General features: G+C 65.5%; 13 protein-coding genes. 8 read left to right on the top strand and 5 right to left on the bottom strand.

Going from position 1 to position 13,312, the window contains the following annotated elements; all coding sequences use genetic code 11:
- Window positions 1-2: 2 nt before the first annotated feature.
- Genes GGR36_RS10470 through GGR36_RS10450 form a run of 5 tightly spaced genes read right to left on the bottom strand, consistent with a single transcriptional unit; the run spans window position 3 to window position 7,693 of the window.
- Entirely contained in the window at window positions 3-1,715 is a 1,713-nt protein-coding gene (locus tag GGR36_RS10470; protein WP_183634534.1) for a GspE/PulE family protein, read from the bottom strand.
- Between the two features lie 4 nt (window positions 1,716-1,719).
- Window positions 1,720-2,904, bottom strand: a complete 1,185-nt coding sequence (locus GGR36_RS10465; RefSeq protein ID WP_183634533.1) for a tetratricopeptide repeat protein — start codon at window positions 2,902-2,904, stop codon at window positions 1,720-1,722.
- On the bottom strand, window positions 2,901-4,805 hold the full coding sequence (locus GGR36_RS10460) for a pilus (MSHA type) biogenesis protein MshL (RefSeq protein WP_183634532.1): 1,905 nt from the start codon (window positions 4,803-4,805) through the stop codon (window positions 2,901-2,903). The genes GGR36_RS10465 and GGR36_RS10460 overlap by 4 nt, the downstream gene beginning before the upstream one ends.
- On the bottom strand, window positions 4,802-6,274 hold the full coding sequence (locus GGR36_RS10455) for an ExeA family protein (protein ID WP_183634531.1): 1,473 nt from the start codon (window positions 6,272-6,274) through the stop codon (window positions 4,802-4,804). Before GGR36_RS10455 ends, GGR36_RS10460 begins: the two co-directional genes overlap by 4 nt.
- A 3-nt stretch (window positions 6,275-6,277) precedes the next feature.
- Complete coding sequence (locus GGR36_RS10450) at window positions 6,278-7,693, bottom strand: sigma-54-dependent transcriptional regulator (protein WP_183634530.1); 1,416 nt, start codon at window positions 7,691-7,693, stop codon at window positions 6,278-6,280.
- A 153-nt stretch (window positions 7,694-7,846) separates the two neighbouring features.
- Here GGR36_RS10450 and GGR36_RS10445 point away from each other — a divergent pair, with 153 nt between their 5' ends.
- From GGR36_RS10445 to GGR36_RS10410, 8 genes are read left to right on the top strand one after another with little or no spacing between them, the layout of a single operon-like run.
- A complete protein-coding gene (locus tag GGR36_RS10445) occupies window positions 7,847-8,662 on the top strand; it encodes an ABC transporter ATP-binding protein (RefSeq protein WP_183634529.1) in 816 nt (271 codons plus the stop codon).
- Window positions 8,659-9,456, top strand: a complete 798-nt coding sequence (mlaE, locus tag GGR36_RS10440; RefSeq protein ID WP_183634528.1) for a lipid asymmetry maintenance ABC transporter permease subunit MlaE — start codon at window positions 8,659-8,661, stop codon at window positions 9,454-9,456. The genes GGR36_RS10445 and mlaE overlap by 4 nt, the downstream gene beginning before the upstream one ends.
- Window positions 9,453-9,926 (top strand): outer membrane lipid asymmetry maintenance protein MlaD, encoded by a 474-nt coding sequence (mlaD, locus tag GGR36_RS10435; protein ID WP_183634527.1) that lies wholly within the window; start codon window positions 9,453-9,455, stop codon window positions 9,924-9,926. The genes mlaE and mlaD overlap by 4 nt, the downstream gene beginning before the upstream one ends.
- On the top strand, window positions 9,926-10,678 hold the full coding sequence (locus GGR36_RS10430) for an MlaA family lipoprotein (protein ID WP_183634526.1): 753 nt from the start codon (window positions 9,926-9,928) through the stop codon (window positions 10,676-10,678). Before mlaD ends, GGR36_RS10430 begins: the two co-directional genes overlap by 1 nt.
- On the top strand, window positions 10,675-11,328 hold the full coding sequence (locus GGR36_RS10425) for an MlaC/ttg2D family ABC transporter substrate-binding protein (protein WP_242533059.1): 654 nt from the start codon (window positions 10,675-10,677) through the stop codon (window positions 11,326-11,328). Before GGR36_RS10430 ends, GGR36_RS10425 begins: the two co-directional genes overlap by 4 nt.
- Entirely contained in the window at window positions 11,325-11,630 is a 306-nt protein-coding gene (locus GGR36_RS10420; RefSeq protein ID WP_183634525.1) for an STAS domain-containing protein, read from the top strand. The genes GGR36_RS10425 and GGR36_RS10420 overlap by 4 nt, the downstream gene beginning before the upstream one ends.
- Window positions 11,627-12,526, top strand: coding sequence for an ABC transporter ATP-binding protein (locus tag GGR36_RS10415; protein WP_183634524.1), 900 nt, complete (start codon window positions 11,627-11,629; stop codon window positions 12,524-12,526). The genes GGR36_RS10420 and GGR36_RS10415 overlap by 4 nt, the downstream gene beginning before the upstream one ends.
- Complete coding sequence (locus GGR36_RS10410) at window positions 12,523-13,293, top strand: ABC transporter permease (RefSeq protein WP_183634523.1); 771 nt, start codon at window positions 12,523-12,525, stop codon at window positions 13,291-13,293. The genes GGR36_RS10415 and GGR36_RS10410 overlap by 4 nt, the downstream gene beginning before the upstream one ends.
- Window positions 13,294-13,312: the final 19 nt, after the last annotated feature.

Here is a 13,312-nt window from a genome sequence, read left to right as displayed (position 1 = left end):
CCTCAGGACATGCGGTCGGTCAGGTCGACCACGCGCGCAAGTTCAGCCAGCGAGGTGGTGCCGTCGAGCACACGCCGTACGCCGTCTTCGGCGAGTGTGCGGAAGCCCTTGGCGCGCGCAGCATTGCGGATTTCGCGCAGGGTTGCGCGGCGGGCCACCAACTCGTCGAGGTCGCCGTCCATCCGCACCACTTCCATGATCGCGCTGCGGCCACGGAAGCCCTGGAATTCGCAGCGGGTACAGCCGCCGGGTTCGAAAATGCTGGCCGGCGCGCGCTCCGGCGCAATCGCCATCAGCCGCAGCTCGAAGGATTCGGGAGGCCGGGCGCGCTTGCAGTGCGGGCACAGCTTGCGCACCAGGCGCTGCCCGACGACCCCGATGATGTGGCCGGCCATGATGTCGGGCTGGATGCCGATGTCGAGCAGGCGCGGGATCACGCCCAGCGCGGAATTGGTATGCAGCGTCGAGTACACCTGATGGCCCGTCATGGCCGCGCGGAAGGCCATCTCGGCGGTGTCCGCGTCGCGGATTTCGCCCACCAGGATCACATCCGGATCCTGCCGCATCATTGCCCGCACGCCGTTGGCGAAGTCGAGCTTGGTCGCTTCGGAGATCGAGGTCTGGCGGATCATGGCCATCGGGTATTCGACCGGATCCTCCAGCGTCATGATGTTGATGCCTTCGTCGTTGATGTGACGCAGGATCGAGTACAGCGTGGTGGTCTTGCCGCTGCCGGTGGGGCCTGTGACGAGGATGATGCCTTCGGGGCGCGCGATCATCAGCTTGAGCATGTCGAGCTGGGCCTCGCCGAGGCCCAGGTCGTTCAGCGGGACGATGCCTTTCTGGCGATCGAGCACCCGCAGCACGATGTTCTCGCCGTGGATCGTCGGTTGCGCCGAGACGCGGAAATCCACCGGGCGGCCGCTGATGTTGATCGAGATGCGGCCATCCTGCGGCGCGCGGGTCTCGGCGATGTTCAGGTTCGCCATCACCTTCAGCCGCACCGCCATCGCCGACCAGTACGAGCGGTGCAGCGCGCGGATCTGTCGCAGCATGCCGTCGATGCGGTAGCGGATGCGCAGGAAGTTCGCTTCCGGCTCGAAGTGGATGTCCGAGGACTCCCGCTTCACCGCGTCAGCCAGCAACGCATCCACCAGGCGCACCACCGGCTGGCTGTATTCGTCCCCCGAATAGGCCAGGCTGCGGAAGTCGACTTCGCCGGTCTCGATCTCGTTGAGGATGCCGTCGATCGACAGTTCGTAGCCGTAATGCTGGTCGATCGCACGGACAATCTCCGAGTCGCCCGCCAGCATCGTGTCAATCGAGATGTCTTCGGGCAGCGTGCTGCGCAGCTTGTCGAGCGCGACGATGTCATCGAGATCGGAAATCGCCACCGTCAGCGCGCGACCCAGCGGGTCGAAGCTCAGCGGCAGCAGGCGGTGGCGTTTGGCGAGTTCCTGCGGCACCAGGCTCAAAGCGACCGGATCGACGATCGCACGTGACAGATCGACCGCCTGCTTGCCGAGAGTCTCGGACAGCGCGTCGCGCAGCGTGCTCTCCGATACGAAGCCAAGCTCGATCAGCAGCTTGCCCAGCGCCTGGTTGGTGCGCGCCTGCTCCATCAGCGCGATACGCAACTGGTCTTCGCCGATCAAGCCTTGCGTGATCAGCAACTGGCCTAGCGGTTGGCGATTGAGCGAGAGCGGGTCGGTCATCCGGTCAGAGTGCGGCCAGCGACTGGGCGCGGCGCAACGCGGCCTGTTTGTCGAAGGCCGCCGGGCGCTTTTCGGCGGCGCTCAGCGCGCGTTCGTAGTATTGCCGAGCGAGTCGTGGCTGGTTGATACGGTCCAGCGCGACGGCCAGGTTGAAGAGGTAATCCGGGTTGTCGGGCTCCAGCGTGCAGGCGCTGAAGTAGGACTGCTGTGCGTCGTTCCAGCGTCCGCTCGCCGCCTGCAGGTTGCCCAATGCGAAGTGGTTGCTGGCGGTGCCCGGCGTTTCCGCGATGGCGCCTTTGAGGCGACTCTCCGCAGCCATCGGGTCGGTCTCACGACCGAGCGAAAGCATGCCCGCGCGCGCAACCGCGTCCTGTGGATTGTTCTGCAGCGCACGCGAGAAGAGTTGCTCCGCTTCGCGGGGTTGGCCCTGTCGCAAGGCCGTAGCGGCGAGGCCGTTGAGTGCGTCGGCCGCGCGCGGATCGGTGCGAAGCGCTTCCTGGTAAAGCGAGCGTGCGAGGGCCAGTTCACCCCGCTCGTACGCGCCATAGGCCATCTCGATCGCGGTGCTGGCGGCTGAGCGGGTGGCTGGGCCGCCGGCGCGTAGAACGACCGGGTCCGCGGCCCCGTCAGCAGCGGCGACGCCGCTGGCGCGGGGGCGATTGCGGCCCGGGCGGACGGGATCGGCAGCGGGATCGATCTTGACCGGCGGTGCAGGCGGTGCCGCTTCGGCCTGAGCGGACTGTGCGATAGGCGCGCTGACCGCGTGATCGGCCTCGACCGACGTCACCGCGCGCGCGGGTGGCTGCACCACACCCAGTGTGCGCGGCTGGGTCTGCAACCACACGTAGCCCACGCCGCCCGCGGCAATGATCAGCGCGCCTGTCGCGGCCCACCACACCGGCGAGGTGCGTTGCACCGGCTTCGAGTTGAACAGTTGGCGAGCATTCCGGCGCGCAGCCTCGTCTGCCGCTGCTGTGGCGCTGACGGACGGCAAGCGTGGTTGCCCCGCCTTGGTGGCAGACGCATAGGCGCCCGCCGGGGCTGCGGCCGGCGGCAGGTCGGCGGTGTCGAGATCGATCGGTTCGAGCGATAGCGCTTCGGCGACTTCGGATGCTGCCGCATTGGCGCCGCCCACCGCTTGCTGCCGGTTGGCCTCGGCCTTGCGAAGGGCATCGATCAGCAGGCTCATTTCGTGCCGGTCGCCGTCGGGATGCGATCCAGGTTGAGCAGGCTGGGGCCTGATTCGCTCTTGAAGAATTCGTTACCCGGCAGGCTGCCGCGTTGCTCGCGATAGTCGCCTTCGAGGCTGGACTGACGCACGATGGTTGGCCGCAGCAGGATCACCAGTTCGCTCTTGCGGCGCGTGTCGTTGCGGTTCTGGAACAGGCCGCCGATCAGGGGCAGGCCGGCAGCACCGGGCACCGTGTCCTTGTTGAACTCGATCGCGTCCTCCATCAGGCCGCCCATGACCGCGATGTTGCCGTTTTCGACGCGGATCACCGATTCAATCTCGCGCGCGCGCACCACCGGAATCTCGTTGGTGATGTTCAGAAGCTTCAATTGCGGATTCGGGTCCACGGCCTTGCCGACGATGCGCGACAGGCTGGGGCGCACGTTCAGGATCACCGTGCCGTTGTCGCCGATCTGCGGCGTGACGTTGAGGATCAGCCCGATCGGCACCGTATGCACCGTCGTGTTGTAGGTCGTCAGGTCGCCCTGGCTGGTGCCGTTGCCGCGCTGCACATTGGTCTGGATCGTGAAGTAGACCGAGTTGTCGACGACTTTCAGTACGGCAGTCTGGTTGTTCAACACCGAGACCTTGGGGCTCGATAGCACCTTTACGTCGCCGAAGGACTCGAGCAGCTTGACGCTGCCGGCAAAGCTGCCGCCCTTCGACGTGAAGCCGATCTCGATCAGGCTGGAAGCCGGTGCTGCGATGTTGCCAAGCGCGCCTTGGGAGATCCTGAAGCCGGTGCCGGACAGGTCGATCTTCGACCAGTCGACCCCCTGCTGGTAGTTTTGCGACAGGTCGACTTCTGCGATGGTGGCTTCAATCAGCACCTGCCGGCGCGCGCTGTCGATGACGCGATCGAGGAATTCCTGCACCTTCTCATGCTGGCGGGCGGTGGCGCGCACCGAGACGACTCCGGTCTCGGGGCTGGCGATGACCGAGGCCGCTTCGCGGTATGTCGGGCCGCTCGTCGTGGCGCTGGTTACTTCTTCAGGCGCGCCGCGGCCGACACGCTCTGCGGCAAGCATCTCCTGGCTTGTCTGCGCGTAGCAGCTCTGCATCGCATCGACGTCTTTCGGATTGAGCTTGCGGCAACGCTCGATCAGGTACTTGTCGAGCGCGATCGCCGGCGCCGTCGGCGTAGCGGAGGCTGGCGCCGCGGCGGTACTGCGTGTGGCGCTGGCGTCGGCGGCGACAAGCTTGTCCGTCTCGCGCAGGATTTCCTGCAGGTTGCGGATCAATGTCTCCCAGAAACGGTTGCGCGAGGTGTTCTCGATGTGCGTGCTGGAATTGCTGCCGCCATTGAGTGACTGCGTGGCGGCGCTGGTGATGCCATTGACCCCGGCGTTGCCCAGTTCGCTCGACACCGACACGACTGCATTCGAATCGCGCCCCATGTTGAGGTAGTCGATCTTGTAGAGGCGCAGGAAGGGCGAGTCCGGTTTCACCACCAGCGTTTCGCCGCGCATTTCCCAGCGCATGTCGACCTGTTGCGCAATGCGGTCAAGCAACTGCGGCAGCGTCTGGTCCAGTGCGTTGAGCGTCACCGTGCCTTCGACGCCAGGGTGGACGTCGACGTTGATGCGGGCGTCGCGCGCCAGGGCGAACAGCAGATCCTGCGCCTTCACGTTATGTACGACGACCGAATGCGTTTCGGTGCGTGCCGCCGATTTGGGCCGCGGCAGCGCGAAGCTCTGTTGCACCGGGTCCGGAATCGGCGCGGGCCCGTTGACAGGTGCCGAGGCCGCCGCTTCTGGGGCGATGTGCTTGCCGGTGTCCGGCTTCACCGGGTTCTGGGCACAGCCGGCTGACACGAGGAAGGCGAGTGCGGAGAGGGCGGAGACTGCGCGTCTCATCATGGACGTGGTCCGGCTTTCTCTTGGGCGGTGGGATCGAATCCCATCTTAACCGAATTCCCGGCAGCTGAAAGCGGGGCAGCCGCGGCAGGTTTTGCGACCGATGAACGCGGCCGGATGCTCGCGATCGGGCGCACATAGGGCCGTGAATCGCGCAGCCACTCTGGCATTTGTGCCAGCGCGCGGCGCGCATCTGCCGCAGAGGCGAAATCCCCCCATACCACGCCGATGCGCCCGACGGGTTTTCCCGGGGCTGCGTAGAGGTGCACCGGCTGCGTTGCGCCGACTTGCTCGATCCGCTGGATCAGCGGTTCCAGTTCGGTGGCCTGCTGAGGCGCCGCGGCGCCGACCTGGATCGTCCAGCGCGCCCCATCCTGGCTTGCGACCCACTCGCGCGAGGCCGCAAGGCGTGTCGCAACCGCCGTACCGAGGATGTCTGCATAGGCTGGCGCGATTGCCGGCGGGGCCGCCTGCTGCGTTTTGCCGGGCTGGACGCTCGCGGCGGGCGGCGCCTTGGCGGGTGACGCAGCGGCGTGGGGCTGGGGTGCGACGTGTTCGATCGCCGGCCGGCTGACCTGATATGCAACTCCGCCACTCGCGACGAGCCCCACCAGGATGGCCAGCGCTCCGATCATGCGCAGCGGAAGCGGGTCGGGCAGGGCTGCGTCGCGCGCGGCGCGCCTCACCTCTTGCACGCCGACATCGTGGCGGCTGGCGGCAAAGGCGGCGAGCAATGCCTTGTCCGCGAGGATATTGATACGCCGTGTCAGCCCGCGGGCGCTGCGGGCAATGGCGTTCATCGCCGCGGCGGAGAAGGGCGGCCGACCGCGGTGGCCGGCCGCCTGCAGGCGGTGATAAAGGTAGGCGCGGGTTTCGTCGCGGGTCAGCGGCGCCAGCGCAAAGTGGTGGGTGATGCGGTCACGTAGCGGCCGCTGCGCCGGTTGAGCGAGCAGCGCATCGAGTTCCGGCTGACCGAACAGCACGATCTGCAGCAGCTTGTGGCGCGGCGTCTCAAGGTTGGAGAGCAGGCGGATCTGTTCCAGCGACGCCGGCGGCATCGCGTGGGCCTCGTCGACGAGGACGATCACGCGCCGCCCGGTGGCATACAGATCGATCAGGCCTTGCTGGATGCGATCGAGCTGTGCGGGCTTTTGCGCGGCGTCGCCAGTGTTTGCGCCGATTTGTTCGGCAATCGTATGCAGCAGTTCGGCGGGCGTCAGCGAGGGATTGGCGAGCCACACTGCAATGGTGTCGGGTGGCAGCCGTTCGAGCAGCATGCGCAGCAGCATGGTCTTGCCAGCGCCCACTTCGCCGGTGACCTTGATGACGCCCTCTTCAAAGCGCAGCGCGAACAGCAGGGCGTCGAGCGTTGCACCGCGTTCGGCGCCGTCGTAGAAGTAATCGGGATCGGCCGTGATGCGGAAGGGCGGGGCATTGAGCCCGAAGTGTTCGAGGTACATCGCGGCGCTCATCGATCAGTCCTCACGGGCACTGCCCGTCGGCAGGCGCATGCCCAGCACGCCGATGCGGCCATACAAGGTGGTGCGGTTGATGCCAAGCAGACGCGCGGCCTGAGAGATGCTGCCCTGGGCGAGCGATAGCGCCGATTCGATGTAACGTCGTTCCGTGCGGCGCAGGGCTTCGTCGAGCGAGAAGCCTTCGCCGATCGGCTCGATGGTGCTCGTCAGCGTGTCAGTCTGAGTCGCCGGGTCGAGGTCGAGTTCGGCGGCCAGCTGCGCTCGCGTGACGGTCTGCCCGGCATGGCGCGCAAGCAGGCGCAACAGCACGTTCCGTAGTTCCCGTACGTTGCCAGGAAAGCTGTATTGCTCCCACAGGGCACGCGCTTCGGCGTCGAGCGTGAAGGCTGGCAGCCCCGATTCGGCGGCCAGCAGGGGCAGGTAATGCCCGAGCAGGACAAATCGATCCTCGCCCAGCGCGCGCAGCGGCGGCAGTCTGATCGTCAGCACGCTGAGGCGGTGATACAGGTCGGCCCGGAAGCGGCCGGCCTTGACCTCGTCACGCAGATTGCGATTGGTGGCGGCGATGACCCGCGCGGCGGACTTGCGCGTCGAGGTCTCGCCGACGCGGACGAACTCGCCGTTTTCCAGCGCCCGCAGCAGCTTGGGCTGGAGTTCGAGCGGCAATTCGCCAATTTCGTCCAGGAACAGACTGCCTTCGCCCGCTTCTTCGAAGAAGCCGGCGCGGGCGCCAGTCGCGCCGGTGAAGGCGCCGCGCGCATGGCCAAAGAGCGCAGCTTCGATCAGGCCGGGCGCGATCGCGGCGCAGTTGACGGCAACGAAGGGTTTCGCGGCGCGGCAGCCGCTGTCGTGCAGCGCCTTGGCGGCCAGTTCCTTGCCGGTGCCGGATTCGCCTTCGAGCAGCAATGGAAACGGGGCGTCCGCAAGGCGCGCCAGTTGCTCGCGCACATCGCGTATCGGTGCGGATTCGCCGGCCAGCCGCAAGTCCCTCGCGCCCTGGTCGCGCGTTCGACGGGTCTGCGCGGCTGCACGCAGCAGGGCATCGCGCAGGATCGGCGGCGGCGAGGGTTTCGGGTAGAACTCGAAGGCGCCGATTGCGCGGGCATGGCGTGCGCTGGCCAGTGCGTCCTGCCCGGAAAGTACAACGATGTTCAGGTTGGGCCAGGCCGCGAGCAGTTCGCCGACCAGCGCCAGCCCCTCGTCCGGACGATGCGGCACCGGCGGCAAGCCGAGGTCGACCAATGCCGCGTCGATCGGCCGGTGGCAGTGACGCACCAGCGCCAGCGCTTCCGGTCTCGAACCGGCGGCCAGCGTTTCGAAGTCCGGCGCGAGCGCCCATGCCAGCGTTTCGACGATCGAAGGGTCGTCATCGACCAGCAGCAGCAACGGACGTTGGGACTCGGCTGGGGGCATGTTTGCGGTGTCGGATTTCGGACAGGCGGCAGTGTATCCGCTCGCCGCCTTGCCAGGGGGCGAACTGGGAGTGAAAGCAGATGTTGCGCCGCGGCACCGCGGCCGGGCTTTGCCCCGTCGCTCTGCTAAAATCCCCGACCTTTCGCCTATTCCTTGGTCGCCGTGTCCGACGCACTGGTCGAAGTCCGCAACGTTTCCTTTTCCTATGAAGGCCGTCAGGTCTTGCGGGGTGTCGACCTGGTGGTGCCGCGCGGCAAGGTCGTCGCGATCATGGGGGGCTCCGGTTCCGGCAAGACCACCTTGCTGTCGCTGATTGGCGGCCAACTTCGCGCCCAGGCCGGTCAAGTCTTGGTTGCCGGGCAGAACGTCGCCGAATTGCCGCGCGAAGGGCTTTACGCACTGCGCCGCCGGATGGGCATGCTGTTCCAGTTCGGCGCGCTGTTCACCGACCTGTCGGTGTTCGACAACGTCGCTTTCCCGATGCGCGAGCACACCGAACTGCCGGAAGAGCTGATCCGCGACCTGGTGCTGATGAAGCTGCACGCGGTGGGGCTGCGCGGGGCCGCGCGCCTGCGGCCGAGCGAGCTTTCCGGGGGCATGGCGCGCCGCGTGGCGCTGGCGCGGGCGACCGCGCTCGATCCGATGCTGATGATGTACGACGAGCCCTTCGCCGGGCTCGATCCGATCTCGCTTGGCGTGATCGGGCAGTTGATCCGGCGCCTCAACGATGCGCTGGGCGCGGCGTCGATTCTGGTGACGCACGATGTCGTCGAGTCGCTGGCCATCGTCGATTACGTGTATTTCATTGGCGAGGGCAGGGTGGTGGCGCAGGGCACGCCCGACGAGATCCGCGCATCCAAGGATCCGTACGTGCATCAGTTCGTCTATTCCGAAGCCGATGGGCCGGTGCGCTTCCACTACCCGGCGGGCGACTATGCGGGTGCCCTGCTGCGCGGGGTGTCGGCATGAAAGTCGTGCGCGACTCGGTGGCGCGCCTCGGCGCCTGGGCCATCAATTCGGTCTGGCGGCTGGGCTTTGCCGCGCGTTTCTTCTTCGGCGTGCTGATTTACTCCGGCCAGAGTTTCCGCCGTTTCCGCAGCCTCACGATGCGCGAGATCTACATGAGCGGCGTGCTGTCGCTGCTGATCATCACGGTGTCGGGCCTGTTTGTGGGTTTGGTGCTAGGGCTCCAGGGCTTCGAGACCTTGCAGCGCTTCGGGTCGAGTGACGCGCTGGGGACGCTCGTCGCGCTGTCTCTGGTGCGCGAACTCGGGCCAGTGGTTGCGGGTCTATTGTTTGCAAGTCGTGCCGGCACAGCGGTCACCGCGGAAATCGGCCTGATGAAGACTACCGAGCAGCTCAAGGCGATGGACATGATGGCGGTGAACCCGGTGGCCCGCGTCGTGGCGCCGCGTTTCTGGGGTGGGGTTTTCGCCATGCCGCTGCTGGCAGCGCTGTTTTCCGCGATGGGCGTGTTCGGCGGCTGGTTGATCGGCGTAGTGCTGATCGGCGTCGACGGCGGCTCGTTCTGGTCGCAAATGCAGGCGGCGGTGGATTTTCGCTACGACATCGTCAATGGTGTCATCAAGAGTTTTGTTTTCGGGGTGGCCGTGTCCCTGATCGCGGTGTTCGAGGGTTGGGATTGTGTGCCTACTGCCGAGGGCATCTCGCGCGCAATCACCCGCACCGTGGTCAGTTCTGCGCTTGCGATTCTTGCGCTGGACTTCGTGCTGACCTCGTTCATGTTTCGGGAGCTCTCATGAATCGTTCCAAGCTCGACCTCGGGGTCGGCGTGTTTGTGGTGATCGGCATCGTCTCGCTGCTATTCCTGTCGCTCAAGGTCGGCAACCTCGGCGGCGAGAAGATCGAGCGCCCGTATCAGGTGCATGCTCGATTCGACAACATTGGCGGGCTCAAGGTGCGGGCGCCGGTGAAGGCCTCCGGCGTGCTGGTCGGTCGCGTGACGGATATCCGCTATGACACCGAGCACTTTCAGGCGACGGTGACCTTCAACGTGGACAGCCGCTACGCGTTTTCGCGCGACACCTTTGCCACCATCAACACCGCGGGCTTGCTCGGCGAGCAATACGTGGCGCTCAAGCCCGGCGGCGACGAGCAGAATCTGAAGTCCGGCGACACCATCACCAAGACGCAGTCCGCCATGGTGCTGGAGGACATGATCGGCCGTTTCCTTTTCGACAAGGCGTCGGAGGGATCGAAAGGAAGCAACTGATGCGTGCGTGCCTGCTCTGGCTGTCCTTGCTCCTCGGCGCTGCGGCGCTGCCCGCTGCGGCGCAGACGGCGGATCCGGCCGAGCCGTTCAACCGCGCGATGTATTCCTTCAACGACGGTCTCGACAAGATCGTGCTCAAGCCCCTTGCGAAGGGTTATGTGGCGATCGTTCCGATGCCGGCGAGAGTCGGGTTCGGCAATTTCATCAACAACTTCCGCGACATTCCGAACGCCTTGAACAACCTGTTTCAGGGCAAGGTCGGGCAGGCGGCGTCCGATGTCGGGCGTATCGCCATCAACTCGACGTTCGGCATACTCGGCGTAATCGACGTAGCCAGCGAGATGGGCCTCGAACGCCATAACGAAGACTTCGGCCAGACGCTTGGCTGGTGGGGCGTGCCGTCCGGCCCCTATCTGGTGCTGCCGCTGTTTGGCCCGAGCACCGTGCGGGATACGTTCGCGCTGCCAGTCGATTACGCGACGGCCGGGCGCCATCTGGTGATTGAAAGCGTTGCGGTGCGCAATTCGCTGACCGGACTTGAATTCGTCAATGATCGGGCCAACCTGCTCGATGCCGAGAAAGCGCTCGACGAGGCCGCGCTCGACAAGTATGTGTTCATCCGCAACTTCTTCCTGCAACGGCGGCAGAGTCTGGTGTACGACGGCAATCCGCCGCGACCGAAAGACGAAGACGACGTCTGGGACGAGACCAACGATGCCGCGCCGGGCGCGGCCGAGAAGGGCAAGAAATGACGATCAACCGCAGGACTTTCGGCCAATTGATGGCGGGCGTGATGGCGTTCGTGCTGGTTGGCGCTCCGCTGGTGGCGCGCGCGGCACAGGCGCCCGACGAACTGATCCGCGAAGTGGCGACCGACGTGCAGAACATCGTGCGTCAGGACAAAGCGATCCAGTCCGGCGACATGCGCAAGGTGCTTGAACTCATCGACGCCAAGGTGCTGCCGCACTTCGACTTCACGCGCATGACCGCACTCGCCGTTGGGCGCGAGTGGCGGAACGCCACTCCGGCGCAGCGCAGTGACCTCGCCGCCGAGTTCCGTACGCTGCTGGTGCGCAGTTATGCGAACGCGATCGTTCGTTTCAAGGATGCGCAGATCACCGTCAAGCCGGTGAAGCTGAAGGCGGATGACACAGAGGTGATCGTCCGCTCCGACGTCAAGAAACCCGGCGCGCAGCCGGATTCGGTGGATTACACGCTGTACAAGAAGGGCGAGGACTGGAAGGTGTTCGACGTCGCCGTCGCCGGCGTGAGCCTGATCACCAACTACCGCGACTCCTTCGGCGAAGAGATCAAGGCCAACGGCATCGATGGCCTGGTGAAGTCGCTGCGCGGCAAGAACGCCCAGAACTCGTCGACGGGCGAGACGGCAGCGAAGAAATGATCCGCGAGCAGGGCGAGCGCTTGCTGGTTGAAGGGCCGATCACGATGGAGACGGCCGCTGCACTGCTGGATGCAGGCCGTCGCTTGTGCGGCGAAGTCGAATGCAGCGCTGGACGGGTGATCGATCTTTCCGGCGTGACATCGGTCGATTCGGCGGCGCTCGCGGTAGTGCTCGCCTGGATGCGCGCGGCGAAGGCCGGAGGACGCAGCCTGCAGATCGAGGCTGTTCCGGCGCAGTTGCAGTCGCTCGCTGCCCTGTATGACCTGAGTGACCTGCTGCCGCTCGGGGCGCCGCGCCAATGAGTGCGGCAATCTCTGTTCGCGGCGCCGTCAAGCGTTACGGAGATCTGTGCGCACTTGGCGGCGTCGACCTCGACATCGAGCAGGGTGCCTTCTTCGCATTGCTTGGCCCGAACGGTGCCGGCAAGACGACGCTGATTTCTGCGCTTGCCGGTTTGGTCCGGCTCACAGCAGGGACGATTTCGGTGTTGGGGCACGATGTTGTCAGCGACTACCGCGCGGCGCGCCGCATGGTGGGCGTGGTGCCGCAGGAACTCGTCTTCGACCCGTTTTTCTCGGTGCGCGAAGTGCTGCGTTTGCAGTCCGGTTATTTCGGTCTGCGCCGCAACGACGACTGGATCGACGAGTTGCTGGAAAACCTCGACCTCACCAAGAAGGCCGACGCCAACATGCGCCAGTTGTCGGGCGGCATGAAACGTCGCGTGCTGGTGGCGCAGGCCCTGGTGCATCGGCCGCCGGTCATCGTGCTCGACGAGCCGACAGCGGGCGTGGATGTGGAGTTGCGGCAAGGTCTGTGGGCCTTCGTGCGCAAGCTCAATCAGGCCGGCCATACGATCGTGCTGACCACGCACTACCTTGAAGAAGCGCAGACGCTTTGCAACCGCATCGCGATGCTCAAGTCCGGCCGTATCGTCGCGCTGGACGACACCGCGAATCTGCTGCGAGCGGTCGAGGGCCACACCCTGCGCGTCAAGCTCGCCGGCGAATTGCCGGCCGGGTTGCCTGGCGCGGCGCCGGAACGCGACGGCGACTGGTGGGTGTATTCATCGGACGATTACGTCACGCTGGTCGATCGCCTGCGCGCCTTGCGCGACGCGAACGCGGTGATCGCCGAGTTCGAAGTCGGTCAGCCGGATCTTGAGAAGGTGTTTGTCGACGTGATGCGGAGGGCCGGATGAATCCTGCGAATCTCTCGGGCTTCCGCGCACTGTTGTACAAGGAATTGCTGCGTTTCTGGAAGGTCAGCTTCCAGACCATCGGTGCGCCCGTTCTGTCGACGGTGCTGTACCTGATGATCTTCGCGCATGTGCTGGATCCGCATGTCACCGTTTACGGCGCCATCGAATACACCGCCTTTCTGGTGCCGGGCCTGGTGATGATGGCTGTGCTGCAGAACGCGTTCGCCAACAGCAGCTCATCGCTGATCCAGAGCAAGATCACCGGCAACATCGTTTTCGTGCTGCTGCCGCCGATCTCGTACCGCGAGTTCTATGCCGCCTACGTGCTGGCGTCGATCTTGCGCGGCGTCGCAGTGGGCTTCGGGGTGTGGCTGGCGTCGCTGGCCTTCGTATTTGTGGCGCCCAAGGCGCCGCTGTGGATGCTGGCCTTTACCGTCGCCGGCGGCGGCATCCTCGGCTCGCTTGGTGTCATTGCGGGGATCTGGGCCGAGAAGTTCGACCAGCTCGCTGCCTTCCAGAACTTCCTGATCATGCCGCTGACGATGCTGGCCGGCGTGTTCTACTCGGTGCACTCCTTGCCCTCGTTCTGGTACGGGGTCTCGCATTTCAATCCGTTTTTCTACATGATCGACGGATTCCGCTATGGCTTCTTCGGGGTGTCGGATGTCTCGCCCTGGGTCAGCCTGTCAATTGTTTCGGTATTTCTGGCGGTGCTTTCCGCCCTGACGCTGCGCTTGCTGGCGTCTGGGTACAAGCTGCGTGGCTGAGCCTCGCAGTCGGCGCCGC

Source organism: Niveibacterium umoris (assembly GCF_014197015.1).
GTDB classification, from domain to species: Bacteria; Pseudomonadota; Gammaproteobacteria; order Burkholderiales; family Rhodocyclaceae; genus Niveibacterium; species Niveibacterium umoris.
Note: the sequence above shows the minus strand (reverse complement) of the source record. Positions and strands in the feature narration are given on the sequence as shown.

Bases quoted from the DNA above. Each gene is read 5' to 3' on its own strand.
- GGR36_RS10470 (WP_183634534.1), bottom strand. From the start codon at position 1,715: ATGACCGACCCGCTCTCGCTCAATCGCCAACCGCTAGGCCAGTTGCTG.
- GGR36_RS10465 (WP_183634533.1), bottom strand. From the start codon at position 2,904: ATGAGCCTGCTGATCGATGCCCTTCGCAAGGCCGAGGCCAACCGGCAG.
- GGR36_RS10460 (WP_183634532.1), bottom strand. From the start codon at position 4,805: ATGATGAGACGCGCAGTCTCCGCCCTCTCCGCACTCGCCTTCCTCGTG.
- GGR36_RS10455 (WP_183634531.1), bottom strand. From the start codon at position 6,274: ATGAGCGCCGCGATGTACCTCGAACACTTCGGGCTCAATGCCCCGCCC.
- GGR36_RS10450 (WP_183634530.1), bottom strand. From the start codon at position 7,693: ATGCCCCCAGCCGAGTCCCAACGTCCGTTGCTGCTGCTGGTCGATGAC.
- mlaE (WP_183634528.1), top strand. From the start codon at position 8,659: ATGAAAGTCGTGCGCGACTCGGTGGCGCGCCTCGGCGCCTGGGCCATC.
- mlaD (WP_183634527.1), top strand. From the start codon at position 9,453: ATGAATCGTTCCAAGCTCGACCTCGGGGTCGGCGTGTTTGTGGTGATC.
- GGR36_RS10430 (WP_183634526.1), top strand. From the start codon at position 9,926: ATGCGTGCGTGCCTGCTCTGGCTGTCCTTGCTCCTCGGCGCTGCGGCG.
- GGR36_RS10425 (WP_242533059.1), top strand. From the start codon at position 10,675: ATGACGATCAACCGCAGGACTTTCGGCCAATTGATGGCGGGCGTGATG.
- GGR36_RS10420 (WP_183634525.1), top strand. From the start codon at position 11,325: ATGATCCGCGAGCAGGGCGAGCGCTTGCTGGTTGAAGGGCCGATCACG.
- GGR36_RS10415 (WP_183634524.1), top strand. From the start codon at position 11,627: ATGAGTGCGGCAATCTCTGTTCGCGGCGCCGTCAAGCGTTACGGAGAT.
- GGR36_RS10410 (WP_183634523.1), top strand. From the start codon at position 12,523: ATGAATCCTGCGAATCTCTCGGGCTTCCGCGCACTGTTGTACAAGGAA.